Consider the following 25,018-nt stretch of genomic DNA (forward strand, 5'->3'; position numbering starts at 1 on the left):
GGACGCGGCCCGGCGGCTCCGATGGGGGCCCGGGCTGCGTTGGTCCGCGGCCGGGTCCCTCGGCGGAAGCATGACACACTGGATTCCATGGCCATGATCTCCCCCCTGCCCGTGCGCAACGGCGTCAACGCAACCCGGCTCCGCATCCCCTCCGCGGGGGAATGGGAGACGGTCTGCGACTACATGCTGCACAGGTTCGGGCACGTGGACGAGGCCGGCATCGTGCGGCGTTTCGAGACGGGTGAGGTGGTAGGCCTGGGCGGGGTGCCGATCGAGCTCTCCACGCCGCTGGGCGAACACGAATTCATTTGGTACTACAGGAACCTTCCCGTTGAGGCGGAAATCCCGTTCACCGAGTCGGTCCTGCACCACGACGAGCACCTGCTGGTCATCGACAAGCCCCACTTCCTGCCCACCACCCCAGGCGGGCGCTTCATCCAGCAGTCCGCGCTCGTGCGCCTGCGCAACAGGGTGGGCAACCCTGACTTGATTCCCATGCACCGGCTGGACCGGGCGACCGCCGGCGTGCTGCTCTTCTCCACCAACCCGGAAACCCGCGGCGACTACCAGACCCTCTTCGAACGCCGCGAGATATCCAAGACCTATGAGGCCGTCAGTGCCCTGGAGGACGTGGACGGCCGCCCGGCGGGCGAGGTCATGGGGGTCGGCGGGCTCGGCGGGCGCGCCGAGGACCGCAGCGGCAACTTCATTCCCGGCGCAGCGGGCCCGGGCAACAGCCTGCTGGACTCCGCGGGGCTGGAGGCGGCGCTGGAAGACCTGCCGCTGATCTACCGGAACCGCATGAGCAAGATCAAGGGCCAGCTGCGCTCGCTGGTGGAGGCCGGGGAGCCGAACGCCGAATCTCTCGTCGAATTGCTGGGCGTCGGACCCTCCGCCGGCAACTTCGCGGGGCTGAAGGTCGCGAAATTCAGGTTGAGCCCGCACTCGGGAAAAACCCACCAGCTGCGCGTGCACCTTGCCGCGCTGGGCCTGGGCATCCTGAACGACCCGTTCTACCCGACGCTGCTGGACTTGGCGCCGGATGACTACACCCGGCCGCTGCAGCTGTTGGCCCGCTCCATCTCCTTTGTCGATCCAATCAGCGGGGAGCCCGTCACCTACAGCTCCAAGCTTGAACTTTCCGAGTCCCCGGCGGCGCAGGCGCCGGGTGCGCCCGGGCTGGCCCTGGGCTAGGGCCGGACGCAGGGATGCTCGCCGGCATGGAATCGACACTCGGGGATTTGCTCGATTCCTTGCTGGCCGGCGGGGATTGGTTCTACCCGGTGCTTTTCGTTCTGGTGGCCCTCGACGCCTTGGTTCCCCCAATCCCCAGCGAGGTGCTGGCCATGGGCACCGGGCCGATGGCCGCGGCGGGGCTGCTGAATCCGGTGGCGGCGGTTGCCGTCTGCGCCGGTGCCTGTTTTACCGGGGATGTTGCCCTCTATGTGTTGTTCAAACACGGCGGGCGACACCTGGCCCGCTACAGGTGGGGCCGCTGGCTGCACCTGAACATGACACGCCTGATGCTCAAGCTCGGGACCGGTGGAACCTACGCGTCGCTGTTGGGCATGCGGTTCCTGCCCGGCGGGCGCAGCGCCTCCATGGCGGCGGCCGGAATCTCCCGCATCACGTGGCGTGTTTTTGCGCCTCTTGCGGCGGCCGGGGCCGTTCTGTGGGCGATCTGGATGCTGCTGCTGGGGCGCCTGAGCGCCAGTGTCACAGGATTCCCTGTCTGGGCTTCCACCATCGTGGGTATGATTTTCGGTACGCTGGTCGGAATCGTACTGGCTGGGGCCTTGGCCATGTACCGGCGACGAAGGGGTTGAGCATGAGCACATCGGACACCCACACCACTGCCGCGTCCGCGGCGTTGGCCCGGCTTCGCAACGCCGCGTCCGGGTCCGAAAACGGGCCGACGGCACCTGCCCTCCCCGATGCCGACAGTTCCAAGTCGGCCCCCAACGCCAAGGCCCCCCAGGCGCAACCGGCTCCGGCTCCGGCTCCGCCCGGCGCCAACCGGCCCTTGCCGGACCGGGTGTCCGAACGCATCGCCCATCCCGTGCCGCGCCACCACCAGGAAATCCCGCAGGACCTCGACGAAATCCTGCACCCCGCGCACCCGCAGCCGCACACGGGACCGCCCTTCAGGCACATGGACAGGCAGTCCGGATCCGGTGCCGATCCAGACGATCCGCACGATCCTGCAGCACCGGAAAAGGCCGCGGCCCGGACGGCAGCAATCCCGCCCAAGCCATCCACGGCCCCGACGCTTCCTGCCGCCCCGCCGGACACTGCGGCCCCGGCGAGTCCCGCCACCCCGGCGGACACCCACGAGGCAACGGCGGTTTCCGGAGGCTTCTCGCCGGTCAACAACTGGCTGGACTCCCTGCCGGAGCCCGAGTGGCAACGGATCGGCGACAAGATCTACGAATCCCCCGCAAAACTCAAGGCCCGGCTTGCACGGGCAAAGGATGAACACGCCCGCGCGGCCGAGGCGCGCGAACGGACCCGGCTGATGGACGCCGCCCATGCCGAGGCCCTTGCGGAGGAAGCCAAACGCGCCGAAGCCGAACATGCCGCCCGGCTCCGCGCCGAGCAGGAAGTCGCCGAACGGCAACTCTTGGAGGATGAACGCCAAGAGCGGATCCTGGAGCTGCATCGTCTTGAACAGCAGCAACTTGATCTACAGCGCCTGGAACAACAGCGCTTGGAACAGCAACGCGTCGCCGCCGCCCAGGAATCCAACTTGGTGCCGTTGCCCGCCGTGGCACCGCCGGCACCCACCCGGACACCGACGGATCCCGCCCAGCTTGCGGCCTTGGTGGCAAGCGCCAAGGCCGCCATCGACAGGCAACAGGATCTTGCCGACGCCCTCTACGTCACCCCCTACACCCTGCCGGACACCTCTCCCAACCCGGAAGCCACCGCGCAGGACAGCATTCGGCGCCTGCTCTTCATGCTTGCCGCCGCGTTCATGGCCGTCACAACGATCTTCGGCACCGGCAAGCTGGTGTCGGGTTCGCTGCCCGGCCGGGACACGTTGTTGTCCTTGGCACCCGCCGCCTACATGTTGTTGCCGGTGATTGCCGGCTGGTCGTTGCTGGCAGCGTGGTTCGCGCGGCGTCCTTCGCAGGGTTCGGCGGTGCGCCAGCGCGCCGTGGGCCGCACCTTCCCGACGGCACTGGCCGCTGCCGCGCTGTGGCTGGTGTCGGTGAACGCCGAGTCGCTTTTCCTTGCCTTCTGCACGGCCACCCTGGCCGCCGCGTTGTTGCTGGTGACGGTGCGTGAGCTGAACGGCCACACGGCCCGGAGCACCGCCGAACGCCTGCTCACCGACGCCCCGGCGGGTTTGATGGCAGGCTTCTTCCTGGTGGTGTCGGCGTCGTCCTTTGCCGAGCTTTTGCAGTCCTGGAACTTATTCGTGTTCCCCCATGTCTTTGCCTGCCTGATCGTTTTGGGCCTCGGCCATGTTGCCATAAGCCTGTCCCGAACCGAACGCGGGCGCATCGATCTGGCCTCCGGCTTCGCCTGGGGCATGTTCTGGTTGCTGATGCCACGGCTGCTTGGCCCCGACCAGTCGATCTGGGTTGCGGTGTTGGCCGCCATGACGGGATTTGTGGTGCTTGTGGCCACGGAGAACCGCCGCTACCAGATCACCCATGCCGAGCACCGGGCAGCCCGCGGCAAACCCACGGAATTCTGACACCCGGAGTCCCGTGGCACGGTGTTCCAGCCCCAGCCCCCAAGGCACGGCGCCTAGCGTCGCAGCAGCACCCAGCGGCCCTTGACCCGGCGCAGCACCACAAGCTTTTCGGTCACCGCCACGCCCTCCACCGCCGCGCGCATCAGCGCGGCCGATTCGATGCCGCGGGCGTCGGGTTGTCCGTCGTCCTCCACGGTGTAGCGCACGGTGATGCGCGGGACCCCGGCGACCACGTCGAGTTGGTTCGCATCCACGTGGTGGCGTTCGGCCAGCGCCGCCACGGCCGTGTCCATGACGGCTTCCGGGGCGTGTCCCGGGCGCAGGCCCATGATGTTCAGTTGTGCACGGTATGAAGGCATGTCTTCCAGCTTAATGCGCGGAACAGGCCCGGGGCGGGACCGCCAAAGGTGGCAGACTGGTTTCATGAGTGCACCAACAGATTTCACCCAGTGGCGACGCATGCGCAACGAGGGTTTGGCCGTTGAATTCGGCTGGTTGACCCTGAGCAGCTACCAGTGGCTGCCCGGCACGCCGGGGCCCCTGGATTTGCTGCCCGGCTTCTGGAGCGCCGACGCCAATGGCGCCCACGCCGTGTTTGTCCCCGAGGACGGTGTCACCGACCCGGACGGCGAACCGCTGTCCGGCACGCTGGAAAAGCAGCTGGATGAGGACGAGTCGATCCACTTTGTGCGCGTCGGCGACGTACTGGTCGAGCTGGGCGTGCGGGATGGGCGGTACATGGTCCGCACCCGCAACCGCAGCCATCCGACGCTACGCGAGTTCACCGGCGTGCCGGTCTTTGCGTACGACCCGGCATTCGTTGTCCAGGGCCGCTTCACCGCGTTCGAGCCCCCGCGCACGGTGCCGATCGGCAGCTTCCGCGAGGATGCGAACTTCACCGCCGAGCTGGTGGGCAAGGTCGAATTCGAGTTGGCCGGGCAGACCCATCGCCTTGCGGCGACCCAAAACGACAACGGTTCGCTGGTGCTGGCCTTTGGCGATGCCACCAACGGCATGAGCACCGCAGCCTGGCGCTTTGTCGGCATCCCGGCCCCGGCGGCCGACGGTTCCGTCACGATCGATTTCAACCGCACCTTGAACTACCCGATGGCGTTCTCGCCCTATGCGGTCTGCCCGGCGCCCGCCGCGGGAAACCGCTTGGACGTCCCGGTCAACGCCGGGGAACAACTGCCCGAATAGATTTTCGGTCGGAGCCACGGAGGGCCTGCGGCGTCGATGCCGCAGGCCCTCCGTTCTTGAACCGTCGCCCTACTTCGGTCCCATGCGGATGGCGCCGTCGAGCCGAATGGTTTCGCCGTTGAGCATTTGGTTGGCCACGATGTGGGAGACCAGTGCGGCGTACTCCTCGGGCTTGCCCAAGCGCGCCGGGTGCGGAACCTGCGCGCCAAGCGAGGCCTGCGCCTCGGCGGAGAGCGAGGCCATCATCGGGGTCTCGAAGATGCCCGGGGCGATGGTCATCACGCGGATGTAGTGGCGGGCCAATTCGCGGGCCAGCGGCAGCGTCATTGCGGCGACGGCGCCCTTGGAGGCTGCGTACGCGGGCTGGCCGATCTGGCCGTCGAAGGCGGCTACCGAGGCGGTGTTGATGATGACGCCGCGCTCCTGCGTGCCGGTTGAGGCATCGGTGACGGCATCCTGTGCGGCCATGGCCTCGGCTGCCAGCCGGACCACGTTGAACGTGCCGGTCAGGTTGATCGCGATGATCTTCTCGAAGTTCGCGAGCGGCAGCACGCCCTCGCGCCCCAGCACCTTGCCCGGGGTCGCAACGCCGGCGCAGTTGACGACCACGCGCAGCGGGCCGAGTTCCCGGGCCGCCGCGATTGCCGCGCGGACATCGTCTTCGTTAGTGACGTCGGCCGGCACGAAGCGGGCCCGCTCCCCCAACGCCGCCGCCGTTTCCGCTCCCTTGGACGAGGGCAGGTCCAGCAGGACCACGTAGGCGCCGGCATCGTGGAGCGCCTTGGCCGTCGCTGCGCCCAGGCCGGAAGCCCCGCCGGTGATTAGCGCTACGGAATCGGTGATCTGCATGAATCCTCCATCGTGGATAAGTTCCGGACCGGTGCCCCGGAGCTTCCTTTTAAGTTAGCGGCTATTAACTCATGCCAGCGTAGACCGGGAACGGCCGGGACAAAAGGGTCTTGCGTACGCGTGGCGTGCTTCCCCAGTTGCTTGGGCGGCGGCCATAGACTGTGGCCATGAAGCGCTTCATCTTGGTTTCCACACGTGAACACGATCTGGCCGCGGCCGACGAGGTGCGCGGGGTGCTGGCCGCCGGCGGACTGCGCGAGGACCAAATGCAGGTGATCAGCCTGGCCCGGGGCCCGCTGGGACCGATCGACGAGCTGGACCTGGACAACTGCGCGGGGGTGATCCTCGGCGGCAGCCCGTTCAACGCCTCCGATGACCCCGGCAAGAAATCCAACCTGCAGAAACGCTGCGAAACCGACCTCGACGCCCTGCTGGACGTGCTTGTCGCCGAGGACTTCCCGTTCCTTGGCGCCTGCTACGGGGTCGGAACCCTTGGAGTGCACCAGGGCGGGATCATCGACAGGCAGTTCGGCGAGCCGGTCGGCACCTCCCGCATCAGGGTGTTGGATGCCGGGCGGAAGGATCCGCTGCTGGCGGGCCTGCCGGATGAATTCGATGCGTTCGTGGGACACAAGGAAGCTGTGTCGGTGTTGCCCGCGGGAGCCGTGCTGCTGGCGGATTCCGCGGCGTGCCCGGTGCAGATGTTCCGCATCAAATCCAACCTGTACGCCACGCAGTTCCACCCGGAGCTTGACCCCGCGGGTTTGGCCCAGCGCATCATGGTCTACCGGGATGCCGGCTATTTCCCGCCGCACGAGGCGCAGGAACTGCACGACAGGGCCCTTGCATCCCAGGTGGACTGGCCGGAGCTGATCCTGCGGAACTTCGTGGACCGCTACGGGAAAACGGATAGGCAAGCCCCGCCCGAAATCTAGAAGATTCCTTCGCCGGCGTCCAGCTTGGCAATGAATTCGGTGATTTTCCTTCGTCTGGTTTCCTCGCGCTTGACCGTGTGCAGGCGCAAATAGATCGCAAAGCGTTCGCTGCCGCCCAGGGTTGCCAGCTTTTCCTGCGCAACGGGATGCCCTTCCAGCGCCGCCACGAAGTCCTCAGGCAGTTGAGCGTCCTTCTGCCCCGCGTAGGCATTCTCCCAGCGGCCGTCGGCCTTGGCCGCCTCAACCGCGGCGATTCCCGAGGGCGCCATCAGCCCCGCATCAGTCAACCGAGTGATGGTTTCCACGTTCTTGGCTGACCAATTGCTCTTTGTAGTTCGCGGCGTGAACCTATTGCTGAAGCTCTCCTCGTCGCGGCCGTTGCGCCGACCATCGATCCACCCAAAGCACAGCGCCTGGTCGACCGCCTGCGCGTAGGTGAGTTCGGTGACGCTGCCGCCCTTCTTGTGAAGCACCAGCTGCACGCCGGGGTGCGAGGCATGGTTCTCAACCAGCCATGATCGCCACGCATCCTCATGGGGTACCAAAAGTTCTTCAAGATCTAACGCCATGGGAACCATCCCATCACACTGCGGGCCCGGAGCAACACAAAAGCCGCATCAGGGCTTGGCACGCAATCCCGGGCCGTGTTGCTAGCATCCCAAGTAGGGCAACGAATCAGGATCCCGCGGTTCCACGATTTCGGAACCCGCGTTTGCCCTGAAAACCCCCGCCATTTTTCTGGAGGAACACCAATGTTGCGCGTCAGGCCGATTCTGCACACCCCCCACGCACCCGAATGGGTTGCGCTGCTCACGGCACTGGGGCTTGGTGAAATCCGGGTTGCCGACAACGGTCTTGGCACCGCCCTTGGCGTTGCCGGAGGCCGGTGTTTCGCCGCGGACGCCGGACGCATCCTGGTCTCCGAGTCCGACACGTTCGGAACCCGACTGGGGTTCGAGGTGCGTGATGTCCAGAAATTTGCGCAGTGGACCATCAGCGACGGAACGCCGGTGCTCCTGGGAACCGAAGCGGCCGCTGGCGGCTCGGTGACCATTGCGGAAATCGTTGCCCCCGACGGGGTGTCCTTCAGTGCCCGCCCCGTCGACCCCTTGATCACCGACGGCACGCCCCAGGCGCCCGACCCGCATCCGCACGGCTTGGCCGTGGTGGCGTGCTGGGGCACACCCGATGTCCCCGGGGCGATTTCCACGCTGGCAAACACCGGCGCAAAACCCGAAGCAGCCAATGGGGGCCCGGGCCGGGCGAGGTACCGGGCCAAACATGGAGGATACGTCGACGTCACCGAAAACGACGTTCCCGAGGCCGGACTCTCCTTTGAATACACGGGCTCAGCTTCGGCCATGGAAGAACGACTGGCCCTGGCCGGGTACGAGTCCTCGGTCCTCGAACAGGGGCCGAACACCGTGCTGTCGGTGCGCCACCCCGACGGCGGCCGGCTGCGGGTCGCCTGCACACAAGCCAAAGGGAATAGCGTTGCCGGCGAACCGGTTGGCACCTGACATGAGCAAGCTTTTTGCCCCGGCAACCCTGGGCACACCGGACGGCACGGGCCTGGAACTGCGCAACCGCACGTTCCTGGCACCGATGTGCCAGTACTCGATCACCAAGCGGGACGGGGTGCCGCATGCGTGGCAGATGACCCACCTGGGGGCCCGTGCCGCGGGCGGGTTCGCCCTGGTGTACACCGAGGCCACCGCCGTCACCGCGCAGGGGCGCATCAGCGACCAGGACACGGGCATCTGGAACGACGACCAAGCCGAAGCCTGGGCGCCGATCGTCGATTTCATCCACTCGCAAGGGGCGGCGGCCGGGATCCAGCTGGCCCATGCCGGCGGCAAGGCCTCCACCTACGCTTGGCTGCCCGGCCACACCGCCGCCGGGCAACGCGGGAACCTGCGTCCCCGGGACGGCGGCTGGGAAACCATCGGCCCGTCTGCCACGGACGTGCTGGGGCTGGCCTCACCGACGGCCATGACGCAGGAACAGATCGACGCGTCGATTTCCGACTGGGCCGCCGCGGCCCGGCGGGCGGACGCCGCGGGGTTCGACGTCGTGCAGATCCATGCGGCCCACGGCTACCTGATCCACCAGTTCCTTTCCCCGTTGACCAACACGCGCACGGACGCCTACGGCGGCAGCTTCGAGAACCGGACGCGCTACGCACGCGAGGTCATCACCGCGGTGCGAGAGGCCTGGCCGGCGCACAAGCCGCTGGCGATCAGGCTCTCCGGGGACGACTGGGTTCAGGGCGGCTGGAGCATTGCCGACACCGCACGTTTTGCGCTCGAGGCCTTCGGGATGGGCGTCGGCGCCTTCGACCTGTCCAGTGCCGGGATCGGGGCCTACCACGGGCCCAGCGGCCCGGGCTTCCAGGTGTCGCTGGCCGCGGCGGTCAAGGCCGCGGTGCCCGGTGCGTTTGTCACGGCGGTGGGCCTGATCACCGAACCGGCCCAGGCCGAACAGGTCCTGGTGACGGGCGCTGCCGACGGGGTGTCGATCGGGCGGGCGGCCTTGAAGAACCCGAACTGGCCGGCGATCGCGGCCGCCGAACTCGGCGAACCGCACGAGAACATCCCGTTCCCCGCCCAGTACTGGCGCGCCAACTGGTAACCACCCCTTCCCTGAGACCCCAAAAAACCGGGCACGCACCCCCTGTGGAGTGCGTGCCCGGTCTATTTGGCGGGCCGGCGGGTCCTAGCCGTTCAGGTCCTTGCCCGCGGATTCGGGCAGCTTGTAGGCGGTGACGGCACTGGTCAGCAGCAAGACCATCGCGTAGACCGAGAAGGCCAGGGCACCTGTGGCCATGCCGAACCAGGCCGCGAAGCCAGCCTGCAGGAAGGCCGCGGTGCCGCCGAATGCGGCGACGCAGATGGCGTACGGGATGGCCACGCCGACGGTGCGGATCGCCGTGGGGAACAGTTCGGCATAGACGGCCGGGACGATCGAGGCGGAGGCGGCGATGAAGATGAGCATGACCGACATCGAGATGAACAGCTGCCAGGCCTCGCCTCGGACAAACGATGCCATCGGGATCTGCAGGGCGGCTGCGCCGACGCAGGAGATGATCAGCACCGGGCGGCGGCCGATGCGGTCAGAGAGCTTGCCCCAGAACGGCAGGGCGATCATGAAGACGATGTTTGCGGCAACGCCGGTCCACAGCGCGGCGGCGGGATCCATCTTCAGGGTGGAGATGGCGTAGGCGGGGGTGGAGATCGACCAGATGTAGTAGACCACCGTCAGCCCGACGGTCAGGCCGATGACCTGCAGCGCCTTGCGCCAGTTGGCGATGATCTGCGAGAACACCGAGGGTCCGCGGTTGCCCTGCTCGGCCTTGGCGGCCTTCTGCTCCTCGAACTGCTTGGTCTCCTTCAGGCGCGAACGCATGATCAGGGTGTACAGGCCCATCAGGGCGCCGATGGCAAACGGGATGCGCCAGCCGAAGCCGGCCATCTGTTCCTTGCTCAACGTCATGGTCAGGATGGCGCCGAGCAGGGTGCCGACGACGATGCCGGCGGTGCCGGAGAAGTAGATCAGCGTGGAGTACAGGCCGCGCTTGGGGGCCGGCGCCATCTCGGCCAGGTAGGTCTGCGCGCTGGGCATTTCACCGCCGTGCGCCAGGCCCTGCAACAGGCGGGCTACCAGCAGGATCAACGAGGCTGCAGCGCCGATGGACTCGTACGTCGGGGTGATCGCGATGATCAGCGAGCCGACCGAGGCCAGTGCCACCGCGAAGGTCATGGCGGCCTTGCGGCCGACCTTGTCCCCGATCAGGCCGAAGAACAGGCCACCGAAGGGGCGTGCCACGAAGCCGACGGCGAAGATCGCCATGGTGGCCAGGAACGCGGAGGTCGCATCCGCCTTGGAGAAGAGCTGCCCGGAGATGAAGGAGGCGAACGTTGCGTAGATCGCCCAGTCGAACCACTCCACGGCGTTGCCGGCACCGATGCCCATCAGGGTCTTGACCTTGGACTGCGGGCGTCCGCCGTGCGGGGAAACGGGATCCGCGTGGCGCGGGCCGGCGGGAAGCGTGTCCGACCCGGTGGCCGGGGTGAGGTTCTCGGTGATGCTCATGGTGTGGTTCCTTCGGGAGGTGCCGGGGAGAAGTGGTGGGAGCGGGTTAGTTTGCCGCTGATGCACGAAGTGCTTGTAGCCGGCTGACGGCCAGGTGCGTGTAGAGCGCGGTGCCGCTGGAGAGCACCGAGTCGTCGAACTTTGCATACGGCGAGTGGTTGTACTCGGCCGTTGCCAGGTCCGCCCCGGGGGTCAGTGCGGAGAGGAAGAGGAAGGAACCCGGAACCTCGTTCAGGACGCGGGAGAAGTCTTCGCTGCCGGCCAGCGGGTCGCGCATGGCCTTGTAGCTGGTTGCGTCAAAGAGTTCCTCGACCGCGTTGCGCGCAAAGAGCGTCTCCGACTCGTCGTTGATGGTGGTGGGGTACTCGGTCTGGTAGTTGACGGTGACCTCAAGGCCGTGGGCCCGGGCAATGTTCTGCAGCAGCTGCGGAACGGAGGCCTGGAGCTTCTCGTGGGCCTCGTTGCTGAAGGAGCGGATGGTCGCCTCGAAATATGCGGTGTCCGGGATGATGTTGCGCACCGTGCCGGCACGCAGCACTCCGACGGAGATGACCACCGGGTCGAAGATGTTGAACTGGCGGGTGACCATGGTCTGCAAGGCAGTGACCATTTCGGCGGCTGCGGTGACAGGGTCCTTGGCGGCGAAGGGTGCCGAGCCGTGGCCGCCGGCACCATGCACCGTGACAAAGAGGCCGTCGCTGGCGCTCATGATCGGGCCGCTCTTGGCAGTGAACACGCCGGTTTCCTCCATGGCGCTCATGACGTGCAGGCCGAAGGCGGCATCGACCTTCTTGCCCGAGGCCTCCAGCACGCCTTCGCGCACCATATAGGAGGCTCCGTCCCAGCCTTCCTCGCCGGGCTGGAACATCAGCACGACGTCCCCGGCCAGCGATTCGCGGCGTTCGGACAACAGTGTTGCTGCACCGGCCAGCATCGAGGTGTGCAGGTCGTGCCCGCAGCCATGCATGGTGTCCCCGGTCTGCGAGGCGTAATCGACGCCCGACTTTTCCTGCAGCGGCAATCCGTCCATGTCACCGCGCAACAGCACCACGGGGCGCTCGCCGACGGGGACATCGGCCGCGGCGCCGCCGCGCAGGACGGCGGTGACCGAGGTCAGGTCCTTGCCCATGCTGATTTCGTACCCCAGCGGTTCCAGCCAATCCAGCACCCGTTCCTGGGTGCCGGGCAGCTGCAGCCCAACCTCGGGCGCCCGGTGCAGCGTGTGGCGCAGCGCCGTGATCTCCGGCGCCAGTTCCTGCGCGTCCTGAAGGATTGAGGTTGGTGAGTTGCCCATGCCGTGGTCGCTTCCTGTAGTTCGGTGATTTCGATTCACTTTTCGTGAGCCGTATCACTTTCGATAGTGAGGCACGGGCAGGATCATGGGATAAAATTCGAGAAAAATTGCGCAAGGCATGCCAAAAACCGCGATCTTGTGCACGGGACGCCAGGGAGCTAAACGTGGAACTACCCGTCGAAGACCTTCAACTGGTCCATGCGCTTCAAATCGCGCCGCGGGCCAGCTGGGCCGAGTTGGGAGACATACTGGGCCGACACCCCGCCACGCTTTCCGCGCGGTGGGGCAAATTGCGCGAGGACCGCATGGCCTGGGTGCTGGGCCACCTGGGCGGGTTTCCCGAACAGCATTGCACGGCCTTCGTCGAAGTGCAGGCGAACCCGGAACTCATCGACCAGGCCACCTCCGAGCTCTGCTCCATCTCCGAGGTGCTCACGGTCGACGATGCGAGCAGCACCGCGGACTTCCGGCTCACCTGTCTGGCCGCCGACTGGCTCACCATGGCCAGGGAAGTGTTGCCGCAGATCCGCAATGCCACGGGCGTCCAACGCATCAAGGTCTCGCTGTGCACAAGGCTCTTCGCCACGGGCAACGCCTGGCGCCTGGACGTGCTGTCCCCCGCGCAGCAGGCATCCCTGCAGCGGCTGAGCCACCCTCCCGTGGCCCCGCCAACCATCATCCCTGACACCTTCTGGCCGATGCTGCACGTGCTGATGCGCGACGGGCGGGCCACCGCCTCGGAAATCGCCCAGGTCACCGGCCAGCATCCCTCCACGACCGGGCGCGCGTTGAAGACCGCACTGGAGACCGGTATGGTGAGCCTTCGCTGCGAATTGGCCAGCCACTACACCGGCTACCCGCTGACCGTCCAGTGGTTCGCCCGCGTGCCGGCGGGATCCGAGGACGCCGTGGCGGTATTCCTGCTGGAGCATCGCACGCTGCGCCTGTGCGCCTCGACCACCGGGGTCTCGAACTTCACGTTCATGATGCAGCTGCGCACCCCCGCCGATATCGCCGACATCGAGGCCAAGCTTGCGGCCCGCGTGCCCGGGGTGGCCATCGTCGAGTCGTGCGTGGGGGTGCGCTCGTTCAAACGCATGGGATGGATGCTGGATCCGGAGGGACGGCCGACCGGGGAGGTTGTCGTCTGACCCTCCCGTCCCACGCCAAGCTCCCCCCCAGGCTGGATCGGCGCTTAACGCACGAATGTCCCCGACCGTGAACAGTCGGGGACATCTGTGCAGGCGGCAGCCGCCAAGGATTGGCTAGTGAACGTGCGCCTTCTCGGCAAGTTCCTCGGCCGGGGCCTTGGACAGGAACAGTGCAACGACGACCATGCCGAGCCCGCAAATCGCAGCCACGGTGAATCCCGCGGAGAAACCGGAGATCTGTGCGGCGATCGGATCGGACCCGGCCGCGGCACCCGTGGAAATCCGCGACGCCAATACGCCGACCAGCAACGCGGTGCCCGCGGCGCCGCCCAGCTGCTGCAGGGTGCTGAGCACCGCCGAACCGTGCGAGTGCAGAGAGTGCGGCAACGGGTTCAGCGCGGTGGTGAACGCCGGGGTGAAGATCAGCGCGAGGGACAGGGACATGGTCAGGTGCAGGCCGATGATCACGGGGATCGGGGTCTCCGCGCCGAGCAAGCGGGAGTACCCGAAGAGCACCAGGGCCAGGATGACGGAGCCGGGGATCACCAGCGGGCGCGGGCCGACCTTGTCGTAGGCACGTCCCACAAACGGGGCCAGCAGGCCCATGAGCAGGCCGCCGGGCAGCAGCATCAGGCCGGTGGCCAGGGTGTCCAGGCCCCGCACGTTCTGCAGGTACATCGGCAACAGGATGATGACGCCGAACAGCGCCACCATGGCCAGCACCATCAGCACCAGCGACAGCGTGAACGGGCGGTAGGTGAACGGGCGCATGTCCAGCAGCGCGTGGTCCTTGCGCTGCAGCTTCAGCTGAAGCATCACGAACGTCACCAACGACAGCACGGCAATCACCAGCACGGCCAGCGTCGTGGCGTCCAGCCCGTTGGAGGAAAGCTTGCTCAGCCCGTAGACCAGGCCGCCGAAGGCCGGGACCGACAGGATGACGGAGGGGATCGAGAGCGGCGTGCCCGAGGCCTCGGCGTTCTTGTTCAGGCGCGGGGCACCGATGAGCAGGGCGGCGATCGCGATCGGCGCGATGATCAGGAACATGAAGCGCCAGTTCAGGAACTGCAGGATCAACCCGGAGATCGTCGGGCCGATGGCCGGGGCCACGGAGATCACGATCGACACGTTGCCCATGATCACGCCGCGGCGGTGCGCCGGCACCAGGTCAAGGATGGTGGTCATCAGCAGCGGCATCATGATCGCGGTGCCGGAAGCCTGGATCACGCGGGCTCCGAGCAGCATTGCAAAGCTCGGGGACGCCGCGGCAAGCAGCGTGCCGGCGGAGAACAGCCCCATGGCCAGCAGGAAGACCCCGCGGGTGCTGAAGCGCTGCAGCAGGAACCCCGTGGCGGGGATGACAACGGCCATGGTGAGCATGAAGATCGTGGCCAGCCACTGGATGGCGTCCTCGCTGACCTTGAATTCGTGCATCAGTACGGGCAAGGCGACGTTCATGATCGTCTCGTTGAGGATCACGATGAAGGCGGAAATGATCAGCACCGTAATGGTGGCCAGGTCCTTGGGATTGAGCCGGGTATTGGTCTCGGTCACGAAGTGTGGCCTCTTCCATGAAGTGTTTGGTTGTTGGTGAACATCTAATTCTAGCGTTCGGGGCCGTCATTTCATTCCCGGGCAGCAGTTAACTCTTGGCGGCCCGCGGCACAACACGGCGACGCCAAGATCGCCATTGGGGCACCCATGCGCCAAGATGGAGAACATGAACGTACGCACTCCGGATCCATACCCCGGCTGGTTGTCAGACGAAGACCTCTACGAGGCTCGTGCCCGCCTACCGATGCTCTACGTCGAGGCGATCCCGGTCCGGCTGGATCCCCTCGGCTACGTCACCGAACTGGGCCTGCTGCTCACGGCCGATCCGGAGGGCCGGATGCTGCGCTCCTTCGTCTCGGGCCGCGTCGTATACCGCGAGACTATTCGCGCGGCGCTCATCCGCCACATCGAAAAGGACCTGGGTCCGATGGCCATGCCGCAGCTGCCGCCGAGCCCCGCCCCCTTCACCGTCGCCGAGTATTTCCCGTCCCCTTCGGAGACCGGACTGACCGACGAGCGCCAGCATGCCGTTTCGATGGCCTACATCGTGCCGATGCGCGGCGAATGCTCGCCGCGCCAGGACGCGCTCGAGCTGACCTGGCTCACCCCGGAAGAGGCGCTGAGCCCGAACATCCAGGAAGAGTTTGCCGGAGGGCGTGGGAACCTGATCCGCCAGGCCCTCTCCCACGTGGGCTACATCCGCTAGCGATCTGGGTTCGCTGTGCGGCGCCTGTACCAGCTGCCGCACAGCGAACCCAGCAGCACCACCGCGATGCCGACCACCGCGCCGATCACCGTTTCGAGCACGCGGTCGTAGAGCAGCTTGGTGCTCAGCCCCGTCCCGATCGAGGCGCCCATCAGGGCCAGCGGGGTCACGAAGATCTGTGCAATGAAGTAGTTCCGCGCGATGAACAGCTCGGCGCACATCTGCAGCAACCCGATCAAGACCAGCAGCACCCACACCGGCGGCTGGAACGCGATGATCGCCGCCATCAGCACAATGCCGGTGAGCGTGCCGAGGATGCGGTGAATTCCCCTGCGCACCCGGTGCCGGGTGGTGTGCCCGACCAGCGGCACCACCGCGGCGACCATGGCCCAATAGCTGTGCCCGGTGGAGAGCGCCGGGGCCAGCAGGTTGGCGATGCTGCCGGCCAAACCGGCTGCGACCACATAGAAGAACGCCTCCCACCAGATGGCCGTGCGCACACTTTTGGACAGGGCGGGCGGGCGCGTGCGCTCTCCCCATCCCTTGGAACCGGGAAGCAGCATGCCGGAAAATCCGATCACGATGGCCAGCAGCACCGCAACCAGCGCAGCTCCCAAGGACTGGGCCACCGGTGGCTGGGTTGGCATCGAGGCGATCGCGGCGAAGGCGAAGATGTGGAAGAGCGAGCCGCCGGGGCGCAATTGCAGCAGGCCGGCAGCCACCGCACAGACTCCGGAGACCACGGTGGTCAACGCGACGATCATCCAGGCCCCTCGCGCCGGATCCACATGGTCCACCAGGTAGGTAGAGCACAGCGCGGCCAGCAGGATCACGGCCAGGAACAGGGCTCCTGCCTTGGACTGGGCGACCAATCGGTTCGCGTAACCCGGCACGCGGCCGTAGACGCCGGTGAAGGCGCCGAAAACCGCGAATGGCACCAGGTCAAGCCGGCCCATCGCCAGCAGCGCCAAGAGCGGGACGAACACTCCGATGCCCGTGCGCAGGGCAATCAAATGATCGTCATGTGCCGGGCCCAGAGTCAGCAGTCCCCCGAATTTTTCGCTCATCTGGGTGCTCCGCTTCCTTTCACCGGCTCACAGGAATTCGTTTCTAGTCTCCGATTTCCGGTTTCCAACGTTACGCCCGGAACCGGGAAGCACCACAGGATTGTGACCCGGCGAATAGCGTGGGGTGAGCCAACGTACCCGCCTGATTTCCCGGTTCCTTCGAAGTGAAACACCGCCGGGCAAGAGTTCCGGATGCATCTGGTCGCCGGGTAGTGGTCAGTCCAATGACGCCATCTGCTCGGCGACCTGGCTTCGGTCAGGTGGTGCGCCTTCTCCGCGTGGCCTTCCGCGCTAGACTCAATCAACCTTCCGAGGCTTGTCTTCGGCCAGCGATTCAACTACCTTGGGGGCGCAGTGGGATACAGGCTTCGAAGGGCAGATTTCTTTTCCGAGTCCGCGGTGTATGGGCTGGTCGTGGTTTCGGCCATGCTCCTCGTCACCAACCAATACGAGGTCACCTCACGTGAGGTCTTTCTCAAGGTCTTGGGGACGGTCGTGGTCTTCTGGCTGGCGCACGTCTTCGCCACGGCGGTGTCCCGCATGGGCGTGGTGGCCGACGCCAAATCGCCATTCAGTGAGTCCCTCCGTTACGCCTTCGCCCATTCCGCGGGACTGCTCATTGCCGCGGTGGTGCCGTTGACAATCGTGCTACTGGGCGTGGTGGACCTGATCAGTGACGACATCGCCCTGTGGACCGCGCTCTGGGTGGACGCGGCATTGCTGGGGCTTCTGGGGTATTTCTCATCCGGCGCATGGACCCGCAACACATCGCTGCGTCTTAGGGTGGGGGCCGGGACCGCGTTGTTGGGCGTGTGCGTCGTTCTGCTCAAAGCATTCATTCACTAGGGCCGCCAGTTGACGCCGGCTCGGGCGCGGCCGGATTACAGTGGAAGGCAAGGGCAGGACCCGAGCGTCGGGGAAAGAATCAGAGTGTGCCCAGGAGAACGGGCAGGTGAGGGGGCTCCAATGGTTTGGACACAACGCGCAGCAGTCGCCGCGCTGGCCGCTATGGCGCTCACCGGGTGCTCTGCCAACTCCGATCGCGGCGAATCGACACCGGATTCCTGCGACGGAGGTCCGGGCGTTCCCACAGCCGTCACTGCGATGGAGATCCTGCTTGAAGCCGCGAGCCAGTCCGACGTCGCCATGGCGTGTACCGTAACCACGGGCACCCCTGAGGGCAAGAACCTGGGACGCGAACTTGAGAAGCTACGGATCTCGGCCGAGGAACGCGGTATCACCGCGGAAAACGTCCGGATCGTGAAGAATGGCGACGCCGAGTTTGAGGCCGGCAGCTACACGCTGGGCGGCGGATCGGGAATCGAGCTGGAACCCCTGACGCTCCAGATCGTGCAGCAAAAGGACATGGGATACCGTGTCCTCTTCCTCGTGCCCGAGGAGTTCAACCTGTGAGGCCTGCTCGCAGCTGTTGGCCAGGCCGCGCCGAATCGCCCGCGCGGCAGTGAACGCAGCATGCATAAGGCCAAGACAAACGACGGTGAGCCACCGCACGTCCCGTTTTTCCGTCTATCGCCGGGCCATGCGGCACACTAGATAGGTGCCCCACGATTCTTTTGACCCCACAGCGCCCCATCCACGCCAAACCGATTTCTCCTTCGAGGTCGGGACCCGGCTGACCAACCCCGACGGCTCGCAGGCGCTCGGGCGCACCGGCGTCATCAAGACCCCCCACGGGGAGATCAAGACCCCCGCATTCATTGCCGTGGGCACCAAGGCCACGGTCAAGGCGATCCTGCCCGAGGCCGTCGCCGAGCTCGGCGCCCAGGCCGTGTTGGCCAACGCCTACCACCTGTACCTGCAGCCCGGTTCCGACCTGCTCGATGCCGCCGGCGGCCTGGGCAAGTTCATGAACTGGTCCGGCCCCACCTTCACCGACTCGGGCGGATTCCAGGTCATGAGCCTGGGCTCGGGCTTCAAGAAGGTCATCGACATGAACCTGGTGGACCAGTCGGGACCTGACGACGCCGTCGCCCCGGGCAAGGAACGCCTGGCGAACGTTGACGACGACGGGGTCTGGTTCAAGAGCCACCTCGACGGCACCAAGCACCGCTTCTCCCCCGAGATCTCCATGAAGGTCCAGCACGAGATCGGCGCGGACATCATGTTCGCCTTCGACGAGCTGACCACGCTGCAGAACTCCCGCGGCTACCAGGTCGAATCCCTGGAACGCACCCGCCTCTGGGCCGAACGCTGCGTCAGGGAACACTTCAACCTCACCGACGATCGCGTCGGCAAGGAATATCAGGCGCTCTTCGGCGTCATCCAGGGCGCCCAGTACGAGGACCTGCGCCGCAAGGCCTGCCAGGACCTCGGCGCCATGGCTTTTGACGGCTTCGGCATCGGCGGGGCGTTGGAGAAGGAAAACCTGGGCACCATCGTGGGCTGGTGCGCCGAGGAACTCCCGGAGAACAAGCCGCGCCACCTACTGGGAATTTCCGAGCCCGACGACATCTTCACGGCCATCGAAAACGGTGCCGACACCTTCGACTGCGTCTCCCCCACCCGGGTGGCCCGCAACTCGGCGTTCTACACCCCGCACGGCCGCTTCAACCTCTCGGGAAGCCGGTACAAGCGGGACTTCACCCCGCTGGCCGAGGGTTGCGAGTGCTACACCTGCCAGAACTACACGCGCGCCTACATCCAGCACATGTTCAAGTCGAAGGAGATCCTCAGCCACACGCTGATCTCCATCCACAACGAACACTTCGTGGTGAAGATGGTCGACGACGCACGCCAGGCCATCGAGGACGGTACCTTCCACGAAATGAAGGCGGACGTCATGGCCAAGTACTACGCGCGCAAGCCGGACCCGCAGGGGCTCCCGGCCCTGGTCACCACCGCGTAACGGCGGCGGGGATGCCACGTCGACAAACCGACGCGGCATCCCCGGCCGTCGTGCGTTGATGCTGCTTTCGGGCCGCGCAACCTTTGGCCTCTCCTGCGCCGGTGAACGATTCGCCTAGAGCCGGCCGGCGCGCGGACGATCCCGCCAAGCAGCCGTGGACCACAGCGCAGCCACAACCAACAGCGGCTGGAAAAGCAGCCTGGCGAAGCGTTTGGAGTCGGTATCCATGCCAAAAGCCTCACGGGCGTGAGTCCACTGGGAGATGTTGCCGGGGAACACACCAACCAGGAAGAGGGCTGCGGCCCAGCCGATGGGCACACGCCGCTTGGCCAGCAGCATCAACGCCGCTCCCAGGCAAATTTCTACGACCCCCGAGGCAACAACCACGGTGTCGCTCTCGACGGGAACAAAGGCCGGCACCAGCGCCGAGAACTCCTCACGGGCGAATGTCAGATGGCTGATCCCGGCACCGACAAAAAGTCCGCCCATGGCGTTTCGAACGCCTAAGCGCTTGCGCGAGGTCGGCACCCGGGCTTCCAGGAACCGGGCAAGGGATCCCTTCGCGGCGTCAGTCATCGGAAACGACCACTGTGACTTCGATGTTGCCGCGGGTGGCGTTGGAGTAGGGGCAGAGAAGGTGCGCTGCGTCAGCGAGTTCCCGGGCCTGGTCATGCGGTATTTCCGGAATGATCACTTCGAGCACAACGGCCAACTGGTATCCGCCCTCGCCGTTGCTGCCGATCGTGACGCGTCCACCCACGCTCGAGTTCTCAACCTTGGTTTTCCTGCTGCGGGCAACGGCCTGTAGCGCGGAGTGAAAGCATGCGGCGAATCCCGCGGCGAACAGCTGCTCGGGGTTGGTTCCCGCGCCCGATCCTCCCAGCTCCTTGGGCGGTGCCATGGTGAGATCGAGGCTTCCGTCCGAGGTTGCGACGCGCCCCTCTCGTCCTTGTCCGGTGGAGAGCGCTTCGGCTGTGTAAATGGCGTTCATGGTTTATGCCTTTCGAAGGTTTTGGATGCGGCCAATATTGTTGCCGCCGATAACTGGGGGTGGAATTTGCCAGCGCTCAGTTTTTAGCTGTTGATCTTGCCGAGTTGGCCCATAGCTTTTGTGAGCTTTTGCAAGGTGTCGATGAGTTCCCGGGCCGAAGCCGCGTCCGGAAGACCCGTGGCGCACGCAATGCTCATGGGAACGTGTCCCAGTTCTTCCCGGAGTTCGCCGGCACGTTGAGTCGGCACGATGGTGACTACTCGGTTGTCTTCATGAACTCGTTTGCGTTCGATCAGGAGTTTTGCCTCCATGCGTCGAAGCAGTGGTGAAAGAGTTCCCGAATCAAGCTGGAGCAACTCACCAAGCTCATTCACCGATTTGTCCCCTTCCGACCAGAGGACCGCCAGGACCAAATACTGGGGATACGTTAGGCCCCACGGAGCCAACAACTCCGCATATGCCCTCGTGGTGGCCCGTGTGGCCGAGTACAAGGAGAAGCAGACCATTTCATCGACAATTGACATGGTTAACATGGTTGCACACAATCTAGTTGCGCACAATATATATTATTAAGGTCGTTGCCGCCCCGACGCGTTCGACATCACGCACCTCACTGCCCAAAACGGACAACCACAAACCGCAAATTGTTCTGGGCTCGAACGAAGCGCAAGGGTGGACAATGGTCGCCTTCACCCACAGCATAACCACGGCCCCGAGGTCTTGGGCGCAAAAGGCAGCCGGCATTCCCCGCTCAAGGCCGGCAACCGGACCCGCAGGAACCCCTAGTTCCTTGACGTGGAGGGGCGTCGTCGCAGCACCAGGTACAACGCCAGCGCCACGCAGGTGAGGTAGGTCAGGGCCACGGCCGTCCACCCGGCGGCGAACCCGCCTGGCGAGCCGATCAGGGCTCCCATGGCCAGCGGACCGATCGTGAAGCCGCCGAATTGCCCGGCTGAAACCCAGCCGGTGGCCGATCCCATGGACCCCGCAGGGACGCTGCGCAACAGGCCCGCCATCAACACCACCGACACCCCGAGTGCCGAGGATCCGTGCAGCGCGACGGCCAGCCACAGCAGCGCGGCGTAGCCCGTCGCGCCGGCAGCAAGGAATGCCACGGCGCCGCAGGTGGCCATGATCGCCAGGAGCAGCAGCAACTTGGGTGCGGCCACCCCGCGGCTCATCATCCGGCCCCAACCCACCCGGGCGCTGACCCCGATGGCTCCGGCCACGGCGGCGGTGAGACCGCCAAGCACCAGCGAGAAGCCCAGTTCGCGCACGGCAAAGAGCGGCAGGTACACGTTGGTTGCCTGCACTCCCATGCCGTTCACAAACCCGAAGACGGCCAGCGCGACAATGACAAAGCGGGTGCTGGGTGCCTGCACGGCGGTTGCGCCGGCGGCCACCGGCTGCGCCGGACGGGGTTCGGCGGGCAACAGCGGGAAAGTGGAAATCGCCCGGACGGCGAGCACCGCCAGCACCGCTGCAACCACGGCGCCGATCGCGCTGGCCCCGTGCCAGCCGATCCACGCGGCCAGGACCGGGAAGCCGAGGCTTGCCACCAGCTGGCTAGCCTGCACGCCCGACTGTTTCACACCGATCCATCCGATGCGGTAGTCGGCAGGCACGCGTTCGGCCAGGATCCTGTTCGTCACCCCGTTGGGGAATGACTGGGCGATCCCCGCGACGGCCGATGCCGCCAGCAGGAGGACATATCCGCCGGGAATCGCGGCCAGCAGCAGGCCCAGGGCCGCCAGGCCGAAGACCAACAGCAGCAGCGTCCTGTCCGGCTGCCTGTCGGCGAACCGCCCGAAGACCGCATTGCCGATCGCCGCGCAGGCAAAGCACATGGTGGCCAGCAAGCCGAACTGCGCGGTGCTGATGCCCAGGTCGGAAATGATCAGGTCACTGGTGGCACTCAGGCCGTAGGTCAGCAGAGGGGCGATGCCCACCGCCGCCAGCAAAATGGCCAACAGGCTCAGTGGCGGGCGCCCGGCACGGGTCTCCATGGCGCTCCTTTCGGCTCAAGCGGGGGTGGGCGTCCGGGGCAATGCCGGACCGCTCTCCAGTTTTGCATGGCGACGGCACGCCCCGGTGATCGGTGTCGCCCGTATTAACCAGCGTGGCCGGCCGGCTCCGCGCGGCGTCCTACGGGACCCGCCCGCCGTGGCCGTGGGCCTTGGAGTTCGCCGAAAGGGAGGTTCCGACGCCCCAGGCGATCGCTGCCACCACCGAGGCGACCACCGGCAGCAGGGCAGGAACCGGGCTCAGGAAAAGTCCCGCGACCAGGGCGACCACGGCAACAACCATGACGTCGTACCCGTAGGCGAAATGCTGGATCATGGGCCCGGTCGCCTGCCCCAGTGCCGCCAGCAGCATCACCGAGCCCCAGTCGAGGGCCGGCCTGTACGCCAAACGGACGGCCCCGGCGGCCAGTCCCGCGCCGGCAAGCGCGCCCAGCACAAGGAGCGTCCCCAGCGAAGCCGCATCGGCGGAAACCGCCCACCCCAGGAATCCCGCAAGGGCGATTCCCCAGGGAACCAGCAGCGTTGCAGCCACCGCCGCGTGGGTCTGCCGCATGGCGCTGCGGCCCAGCGGAATGATCGATTCGAGCGACGGAACATCGGCCGCCTGGGCTGCCGCCGTCGAGGCGGCCTTCGCGGCCACGCAGGAACCGACGACCACCAGGGTTCCCAGCACCAGCGGTTGCCCGCCCTGCACGGCAAAGACGCCGGCCGCGGGAATGCCCCAGCCCGCCAGCATTCCCCGCCACACCTTCGGTGCGCGCAACAAAACCAAGGCCTCGGCCCGAATGAGCGCCGAATAGGGGCCGCGCACCAGGGAAACCGGAAGCATGCGTGAAAACGCGCCTCCCCCGCGCAGGCGCATGCGCTCCAGGCAGGCAAGACTTCGGCGGGTTTCACCGGCACCCGCCTGGCCTATCGCGGCCGACAGGGATTTGTCGTCCAACAGTGCCAGCGCGGCACCGGCATGGGCGCTGGCGGCGCCGCGGGAAATCAATTCCCGGCCGGGAATGCGTTGCAGGTGCCGTCGCAACCCCTTGGACACCGCGACGACAAGGGCCAGCAGGAACACCGGGATCCACCACGCGCCGTCCTGCGCAGCCGCGGGAATGGTGGATGGCAGCACCGCCCAGAAACCCGCCAGGGAGCCGGTTCCCGTGAGACGCAACAGGACATCGGCCCCGTAGGCGATGACAACCGCCAGGTAGGCGGCATGCACCGCGGCGCGGAAATGTCGTGCCCAACCACGGCTTTGCGCCAAGGCCGCCAGCAATGAAAGCAGCACAAAGAGCAGGCCCAGGCTGAACGCGCCCAGCAGAACCCCCGCAAAGCTTCCGTGCGAAAGGCCGCCCAGCACCGTGCCGTATCCGACCGGAAGCCACAAGAGCATGCCGTAAAGGCAGGTGGTGACCAGGCGTTGGCGCAGCAGCCGGGACAGGAACGGCGTCCGGTCCACCGGCAGGCTTAGCCACCAAAACCCCTGGGCCCGGTCCACAGCGACCGGCCCCAGCCTGGAAATCAGCGAAAGCGCGGCGAGCAGCCCCAACAGCACGAGCGCGGAGGCGGCGGATTCACCGGGAACCACACCGATTCCGCTGCGGACCACCCCGCTTTGGGCATCTTCCCTCAGCGAGGCGGAAAATGCGTGTGCAATGCCCGCCGCGTAGGCGAAGGCAATGGCGGCGGCGAGCAGGGAGATATAGGCGTCCCCCATGCGTTCCCAGAAGTTCTCCCGGCGGACCTTCCTTTCCGCGACGCGGTTGCGTTTCCACGGGTCGAAGTCGACCGGCGAGTTGCCGGGAACGGCAAGCGGCCGGCCACCGGGCGCGGCCATGAGCTCAGGCATGGGCGATTGCCGCCACGCCTTCGGCAACGGTGGAGGGAATGACGCGCCCGCCGGAAATCACCAGGACGGAGTCGGCCACCTTCGAGAGGAATTCCGCGTCGTGGGTGACCACCAGCAGGGCGGTCCCCGCGTCCACCCGCCGGCGCAGGCGTGCTGCCAGCGCGGCACGCATTGTCGGGTCCAGGCGCTGTTCCGGTTCATCGAGCACCAGAAGCCTGCAGGGGCGCAACAAGGCGGCGGCCAGCAGCAATCGCCGGCGCTGGCCCGAGGACAGACGTTGCGGAAGTTCGGTCCTGGCGGCGGCAAGGTCGAAGAACTCGAGTTCCCTGTCCACGGCGGCCTGCGGGTCTGCCACTGCGTGCCCGCCGGCGATGAGCTGCAGGTGCTCCTCGACGCTGAGCGACGGGAAGAAGGCGTCCTCGTCGAGGACCACCGAGACCGCCTTGCGGTAGATGAAGCTGGAGTCGTCGGAAAACGAACCCAGGATGACCGATTCCCCGCTCACCGGTTCCTGGTAGCCGACCAGGGTCCGCAGCAGCGTTGACTTGCCGGCGGCGTTGAAGCCGACGATGCCCCATGACTGTCCGGGCTCGACCAGCAAGTCGATGGGCCCGCACACGTCCTGATGGCCGTATCCGGCCACGAGGCCGGTGGCCTTGAGCAAGTCCCGCGTGGTGCTGTCCATAGGACGACGGTACCCGCAGGTGGCGAGCGACCCGTTCAGCACTGCGGATGATTTTTGT

25 protein-coding genes are annotated in these 25,018 nt (G+C 66.3%); 12 read left to right on the forward strand and 13 right to left on the reverse strand.

From position 1 onward, the window contains the following. The first annotated feature begins 93 nt into the window (after positions 1 to 93). The 3 genes from JOF47_RS19935 to JOF47_RS19945 are packed head-to-tail and all read left to right on the forward strand — an operon-like array spanning position 94 to position 3,703. Positions 94 to 1,194, forward strand: a complete 1,101-nt coding sequence (locus JOF47_RS19935; RefSeq protein WP_210002828.1) for a pseudouridine synthase — start codon at positions 94 to 96, stop codon at positions 1,192 to 1,194. Positions 1,195 to 1,220: 26 nt separating this feature from the next. Beyond that, on the forward strand, positions 1,221 to 1,826 hold the full coding sequence (locus JOF47_RS19940; protein WP_210002205.1) for a DedA family protein: 606 nt from the start codon (positions 1,221 to 1,223) through the stop codon (positions 1,824 to 1,826). 2 nt (positions 1,827 to 1,828) lie between these two features. Next, positions 1,829 to 3,703: a hypothetical protein gene (locus JOF47_RS19945; RefSeq protein ID WP_210002207.1), complete on the forward strand. Its 1,875-nt coding sequence runs from the start codon at positions 1,829 to 1,831 to the stop codon at positions 3,701 to 3,703. A gap of 53 nt (positions 3,704 to 3,756) precedes the next feature. Here JOF47_RS19945 and JOF47_RS19950 read toward each other — a convergent pair whose 3' ends face one another. Continuing rightward, positions 3,757 to 4,062 carry a hypothetical protein gene (locus JOF47_RS19950; RefSeq protein WP_210002209.1) on the reverse strand — a complete coding sequence of 102 codons (306 nt, stop codon included), beginning with the start codon at positions 4,060 to 4,062 and terminating at the stop codon, positions 3,757 to 3,759. 64 nt (positions 4,063 to 4,126) lie between these two features. On the opposite strand from JOF47_RS19950, the gene JOF47_RS19955 reads away from it, so the two are divergent. Continuing rightward, positions 4,127 to 4,903 (forward strand): DUF1684 domain-containing protein, encoded by a 777-nt coding sequence (locus JOF47_RS19955; RefSeq protein ID WP_210002210.1) that lies wholly within the window; start codon positions 4,127 to 4,129, stop codon positions 4,901 to 4,903. A 69-nt stretch (positions 4,904 to 4,972) separates the two neighbouring features. Here the strand turns inward: JOF47_RS19955 and JOF47_RS19960 are convergent, their stop codons facing one another. Then, a complete protein-coding gene (locus JOF47_RS19960) occupies positions 4,973 to 5,752 on the reverse strand; it encodes an SDR family NAD(P)-dependent oxidoreductase (protein WP_210002212.1) in 780 nt (259 codons plus the stop codon). 167 nt (positions 5,753 to 5,919) lie between these two features. Here JOF47_RS19960 and JOF47_RS19965 point away from each other — a divergent pair, with 167 nt between their 5' ends. Continuing rightward, positions 5,920 to 6,687 carry a glutamine amidotransferase gene (locus tag JOF47_RS19965; protein ID WP_210002214.1) on the forward strand — a complete coding sequence of 256 codons (768 nt, stop codon included), beginning with the start codon at positions 5,920 to 5,922 and terminating at the stop codon, positions 6,685 to 6,687. Here JOF47_RS19965 and JOF47_RS19970 read toward each other — a convergent pair. Beyond that, complete coding sequence (locus JOF47_RS19970) at positions 6,684 to 7,256, reverse strand: YdeI/OmpD-associated family protein (RefSeq protein ID WP_210002215.1); 573 nt, start codon at positions 7,254 to 7,256, stop codon at positions 6,684 to 6,686. The two genes, JOF47_RS19965 and JOF47_RS19970, sit on opposite strands and share 4 nt — an antisense overlap. Positions 7,257 to 7,439: 183 nt before the next feature. Between JOF47_RS19970 and JOF47_RS19975 the strand changes: the two genes are divergently transcribed. Then, positions 7,440 to 8,207 (forward strand): hypothetical protein, encoded by a 768-nt coding sequence (locus JOF47_RS19975; RefSeq protein WP_210002216.1) that lies wholly within the window; start codon positions 7,440 to 7,442, stop codon positions 8,205 to 8,207. Position 8,208: 1 nt separating this feature from the next. Beyond that, positions 8,209 to 9,318, forward strand: coding sequence for an oxidoreductase (locus tag JOF47_RS19980; RefSeq protein ID WP_210002218.1), 1,110 nt, complete (start codon positions 8,209 to 8,211; stop codon positions 9,316 to 9,318). 84 nt (positions 9,319 to 9,402) lie between these two features. Here the strand turns inward: JOF47_RS19980 and JOF47_RS19985 are convergent, their stop codons facing one another. Together JOF47_RS19985 and JOF47_RS19990 are read right to left on the reverse strand one after the other, a co-directional pair. Beyond that, on the reverse strand, positions 9,403 to 10,659 hold the full coding sequence (locus JOF47_RS19985; protein ID WP_245357113.1) for an MFS transporter: 1,257 nt from the start codon (positions 10,657 to 10,659) through the stop codon (positions 9,403 to 9,405). Positions 10,660 to 10,825: 166 nt separating this feature from the next. Continuing rightward, on the reverse strand, positions 10,826 to 12,073 hold the full coding sequence (locus JOF47_RS19990; RefSeq protein WP_210002222.1) for a M20 metallopeptidase family protein: 1,248 nt from the start codon (positions 12,071 to 12,073) through the stop codon (positions 10,826 to 10,828). Positions 12,074 to 12,237: 164 nt separating this feature from the next. Here JOF47_RS19990 and JOF47_RS19995 point away from each other — a divergent pair, with 164 nt between their 5' ends. Continuing rightward, positions 12,238 to 13,224: an Lrp/AsnC family transcriptional regulator gene (locus JOF47_RS19995; RefSeq protein ID WP_210002224.1), complete on the forward strand. Its 987-nt coding sequence runs from the start codon at positions 12,238 to 12,240 to the stop codon at positions 13,222 to 13,224. 114 nt (positions 13,225 to 13,338) lie between these two features. On the opposite strand, the gene JOF47_RS20000 is transcribed toward JOF47_RS19995, so the two are convergent. Further along, complete coding sequence (locus JOF47_RS20000) at positions 13,339 to 14,778, reverse strand: MDR family MFS transporter (RefSeq protein ID WP_210002225.1); 1,440 nt, start codon at positions 14,776 to 14,778, stop codon at positions 13,339 to 13,341. 166 nt (positions 14,779 to 14,944) lie between these two features. Here JOF47_RS20000 and JOF47_RS20005 point away from each other — a divergent pair, with 166 nt between their 5' ends. Continuing rightward, the gene (locus tag JOF47_RS20005) at positions 14,945 to 15,484 is read left to right on the forward strand and encodes an NUDIX hydrolase family protein (RefSeq protein ID WP_210002227.1); all 540 of its coding nucleotides are present in this window, start codon (positions 14,945 to 14,947) and stop codon (positions 15,482 to 15,484) included. On the opposite strand, the gene JOF47_RS20010 is transcribed toward JOF47_RS20005, so the two are convergent. Beyond that, positions 15,481 to 16,551, reverse strand: coding sequence for an FUSC family protein (locus JOF47_RS20010; RefSeq protein WP_210002229.1), 1,071 nt, complete (start codon positions 16,549 to 16,551; stop codon positions 15,481 to 15,483). The two genes, JOF47_RS20005 and JOF47_RS20010, sit on opposite strands and share 4 nt — an antisense overlap. Before the next feature lie 426 nt (positions 16,552 to 16,977). Between JOF47_RS20010 and JOF47_RS20015 the strand changes: the two genes are divergently transcribed. From JOF47_RS20015 to tgt, 3 genes are all read left to right on the forward strand, one after another. Further along, positions 16,978 to 17,397, forward strand: coding sequence for a hypothetical protein (locus tag JOF47_RS20015; RefSeq protein WP_210002231.1), 420 nt, complete (start codon positions 16,978 to 16,980; stop codon positions 17,395 to 17,397). Between the two features lie 120 nt (positions 17,398 to 17,517). After that, positions 17,518 to 17,964: a hypothetical protein gene (locus JOF47_RS20020; RefSeq protein ID WP_210002234.1), complete on the forward strand. Its 447-nt coding sequence runs from the start codon at positions 17,518 to 17,520 to the stop codon at positions 17,962 to 17,964. Positions 17,965 to 18,109: 145 nt separating this feature from the next. Continuing rightward, complete coding sequence (tgt, locus tag JOF47_RS20025) at positions 18,110 to 19,417, forward strand: tRNA guanosine(34) transglycosylase Tgt (RefSeq protein WP_210002236.1); 1,308 nt, start codon at positions 18,110 to 18,112, stop codon at positions 19,415 to 19,417. Positions 19,418 to 19,531: 114 nt separating this feature from the next. Here tgt and JOF47_RS20030 read toward each other — a convergent pair whose 3' ends face one another. The 6 genes from JOF47_RS20030 to JOF47_RS20055 form a co-directional block, all read right to left on the reverse strand. Next, on the reverse strand, positions 19,532 to 19,993 hold the full coding sequence (locus JOF47_RS20030) for a DoxX family protein (RefSeq protein WP_210002238.1): 462 nt from the start codon (positions 19,991 to 19,993) through the stop codon (positions 19,532 to 19,534). Then, a complete protein-coding gene (locus JOF47_RS20035; RefSeq protein WP_210002239.1) occupies positions 19,986 to 20,408 on the reverse strand; it encodes an organic hydroperoxide resistance protein in 423 nt (140 codons plus the stop codon). The genes JOF47_RS20030 and JOF47_RS20035 overlap by 8 nt, the downstream gene beginning before the upstream one ends. Positions 20,409 to 20,491: 83 nt before the next feature. Then, positions 20,492 to 20,932, reverse strand: a complete 441-nt coding sequence (locus JOF47_RS20040; protein ID WP_210002241.1) for a MarR family winged helix-turn-helix transcriptional regulator — start codon at positions 20,930 to 20,932, stop codon at positions 20,492 to 20,494. Positions 20,933 to 21,190: 258 nt separating this feature from the next. Then, the gene (locus JOF47_RS20045) at positions 21,191 to 22,414 is read right to left on the reverse strand and encodes an MFS transporter (protein ID WP_210002244.1); all 1,224 of its coding nucleotides are present in this window, start codon (positions 22,412 to 22,414) and stop codon (positions 21,191 to 21,193) included. Positions 22,415 to 22,553: 139 nt separating this feature from the next. Continuing rightward, complete coding sequence (locus JOF47_RS20050; protein ID WP_210002245.1) at positions 22,554 to 24,275, reverse strand: DUF6297 family protein; 1,722 nt, start codon at positions 24,273 to 24,275, stop codon at positions 22,554 to 22,556. After that, a complete protein-coding gene (locus tag JOF47_RS20055) occupies positions 24,268 to 24,960 on the reverse strand; it encodes an ABC transporter ATP-binding protein (protein ID WP_210002246.1) in 693 nt (230 codons plus the stop codon). The genes JOF47_RS20050 and JOF47_RS20055 overlap by 8 nt, the downstream gene beginning before the upstream one ends. Positions 24,961 to 25,018: the final 58 nt, after the last annotated feature.

Source organism: Paeniglutamicibacter kerguelensis (genome assembly GCF_017876535.1).
Taxonomy (GTDB): domain Bacteria; phylum Actinomycetota; class Actinomycetes; order Actinomycetales; family Micrococcaceae; genus Paeniglutamicibacter; species Paeniglutamicibacter kerguelensis.

Coding starts and splice junctions, on each gene's coding strand:
- JOF47_RS19935 (WP_210002828.1), top strand. CDS start 94: ATGATCTCCCCCCTGCCCGTGCGCAACGGCGTCAACGCAACCCGGCTC.
- JOF47_RS19940 (WP_210002205.1), top strand. CDS start 1,221: ATGGAATCGACACTCGGGGATTTGCTCGATTCCTTGCTGGCCGGCGGG.
- JOF47_RS19945 (WP_210002207.1), top strand. CDS start 1,829: ATGAGCACATCGGACACCCACACCACTGCCGCGTCCGCGGCGTTGGCC.
- JOF47_RS19950 (WP_210002209.1), bottom strand. CDS start 4,062: ATGCCTTCATACCGTGCACAACTGAACATCATGGGCCTGCGCCCGGGA.
- JOF47_RS19955 (WP_210002210.1), top strand. CDS start 4,127: ATGAGTGCACCAACAGATTTCACCCAGTGGCGACGCATGCGCAACGAG.
- JOF47_RS19960 (WP_210002212.1), bottom strand. CDS start 5,752: ATGCAGATCACCGATTCCGTAGCGCTAATCACCGGCGGGGCTTCCGGC.
- JOF47_RS19965 (WP_210002214.1), top strand. CDS start 5,920: ATGAAGCGCTTCATCTTGGTTTCCACACGTGAACACGATCTGGCCGCG.
- JOF47_RS19970 (WP_210002215.1), bottom strand. CDS start 7,256: ATGGCGTTAGATCTTGAAGAACTTTTGGTACCCCATGAGGATGCGTGG.
- JOF47_RS19975 (WP_210002216.1), top strand. CDS start 7,440: ATGTTGCGCGTCAGGCCGATTCTGCACACCCCCCACGCACCCGAATGG.
- JOF47_RS19980 (WP_210002218.1), top strand. CDS start 8,209: ATGAGCAAGCTTTTTGCCCCGGCAACCCTGGGCACACCGGACGGCACG.
- JOF47_RS19985 (WP_245357113.1), bottom strand. CDS start 10,659: ATGGGCATCGGTGCCGGCAACGCCGTGGAGTGGTTCGACTGGGCGATC.
- JOF47_RS19990 (WP_210002222.1), bottom strand. CDS start 12,073: ATGGGCAACTCACCAACCTCAATCCTTCAGGACGCGCAGGAACTGGCG.
- JOF47_RS20005 (WP_210002227.1), top strand. CDS start 14,945: ATGAACGTACGCACTCCGGATCCATACCCCGGCTGGTTGTCAGACGAA.
- JOF47_RS20010 (WP_210002229.1), bottom strand. CDS start 16,551: ATGAGCGAAAAATTCGGGGGACTGCTGACTCTGGGCCCGGCACATGAC.
- JOF47_RS20015 (WP_210002231.1), top strand. CDS start 16,978: ATGCTCCTCGTCACCAACCAATACGAGGTCACCTCACGTGAGGTCTTT.
- JOF47_RS20020 (WP_210002234.1), top strand. CDS start 17,518: ATGGTTTGGACACAACGCGCAGCAGTCGCCGCGCTGGCCGCTATGGCG.
- JOF47_RS20030 (WP_210002238.1), bottom strand. CDS start 19,993: ATGACTGACGCCGCGAAGGGATCCCTTGCCCGGTTCCTGGAAGCCCGG.
- JOF47_RS20035 (WP_210002239.1), bottom strand. CDS start 20,408: ATGAACGCCATTTACACAGCCGAAGCGCTCTCCACCGGACAAGGACGA.
- JOF47_RS20040 (WP_210002241.1), bottom strand. CDS start 20,932: ATGTCAATTGTCGATGAAATGGTCTGCTTCTCCTTGTACTCGGCCACA.
- JOF47_RS20045 (WP_210002244.1), bottom strand. CDS start 22,414: ATGGAGACCCGTGCCGGGCGCCCGCCACTGAGCCTGTTGGCCATTTTG.
- JOF47_RS20050 (WP_210002245.1), bottom strand. CDS start 24,275: ATGCCTGAGCTCATGGCCGCGCCCGGTGGCCGGCCGCTTGCCGTTCCC.
- JOF47_RS20055 (WP_210002246.1), bottom strand. CDS start 24,960: ATGGACAGCACCACGCGGGACTTGCTCAAGGCCACCGGCCTCGTGGCC.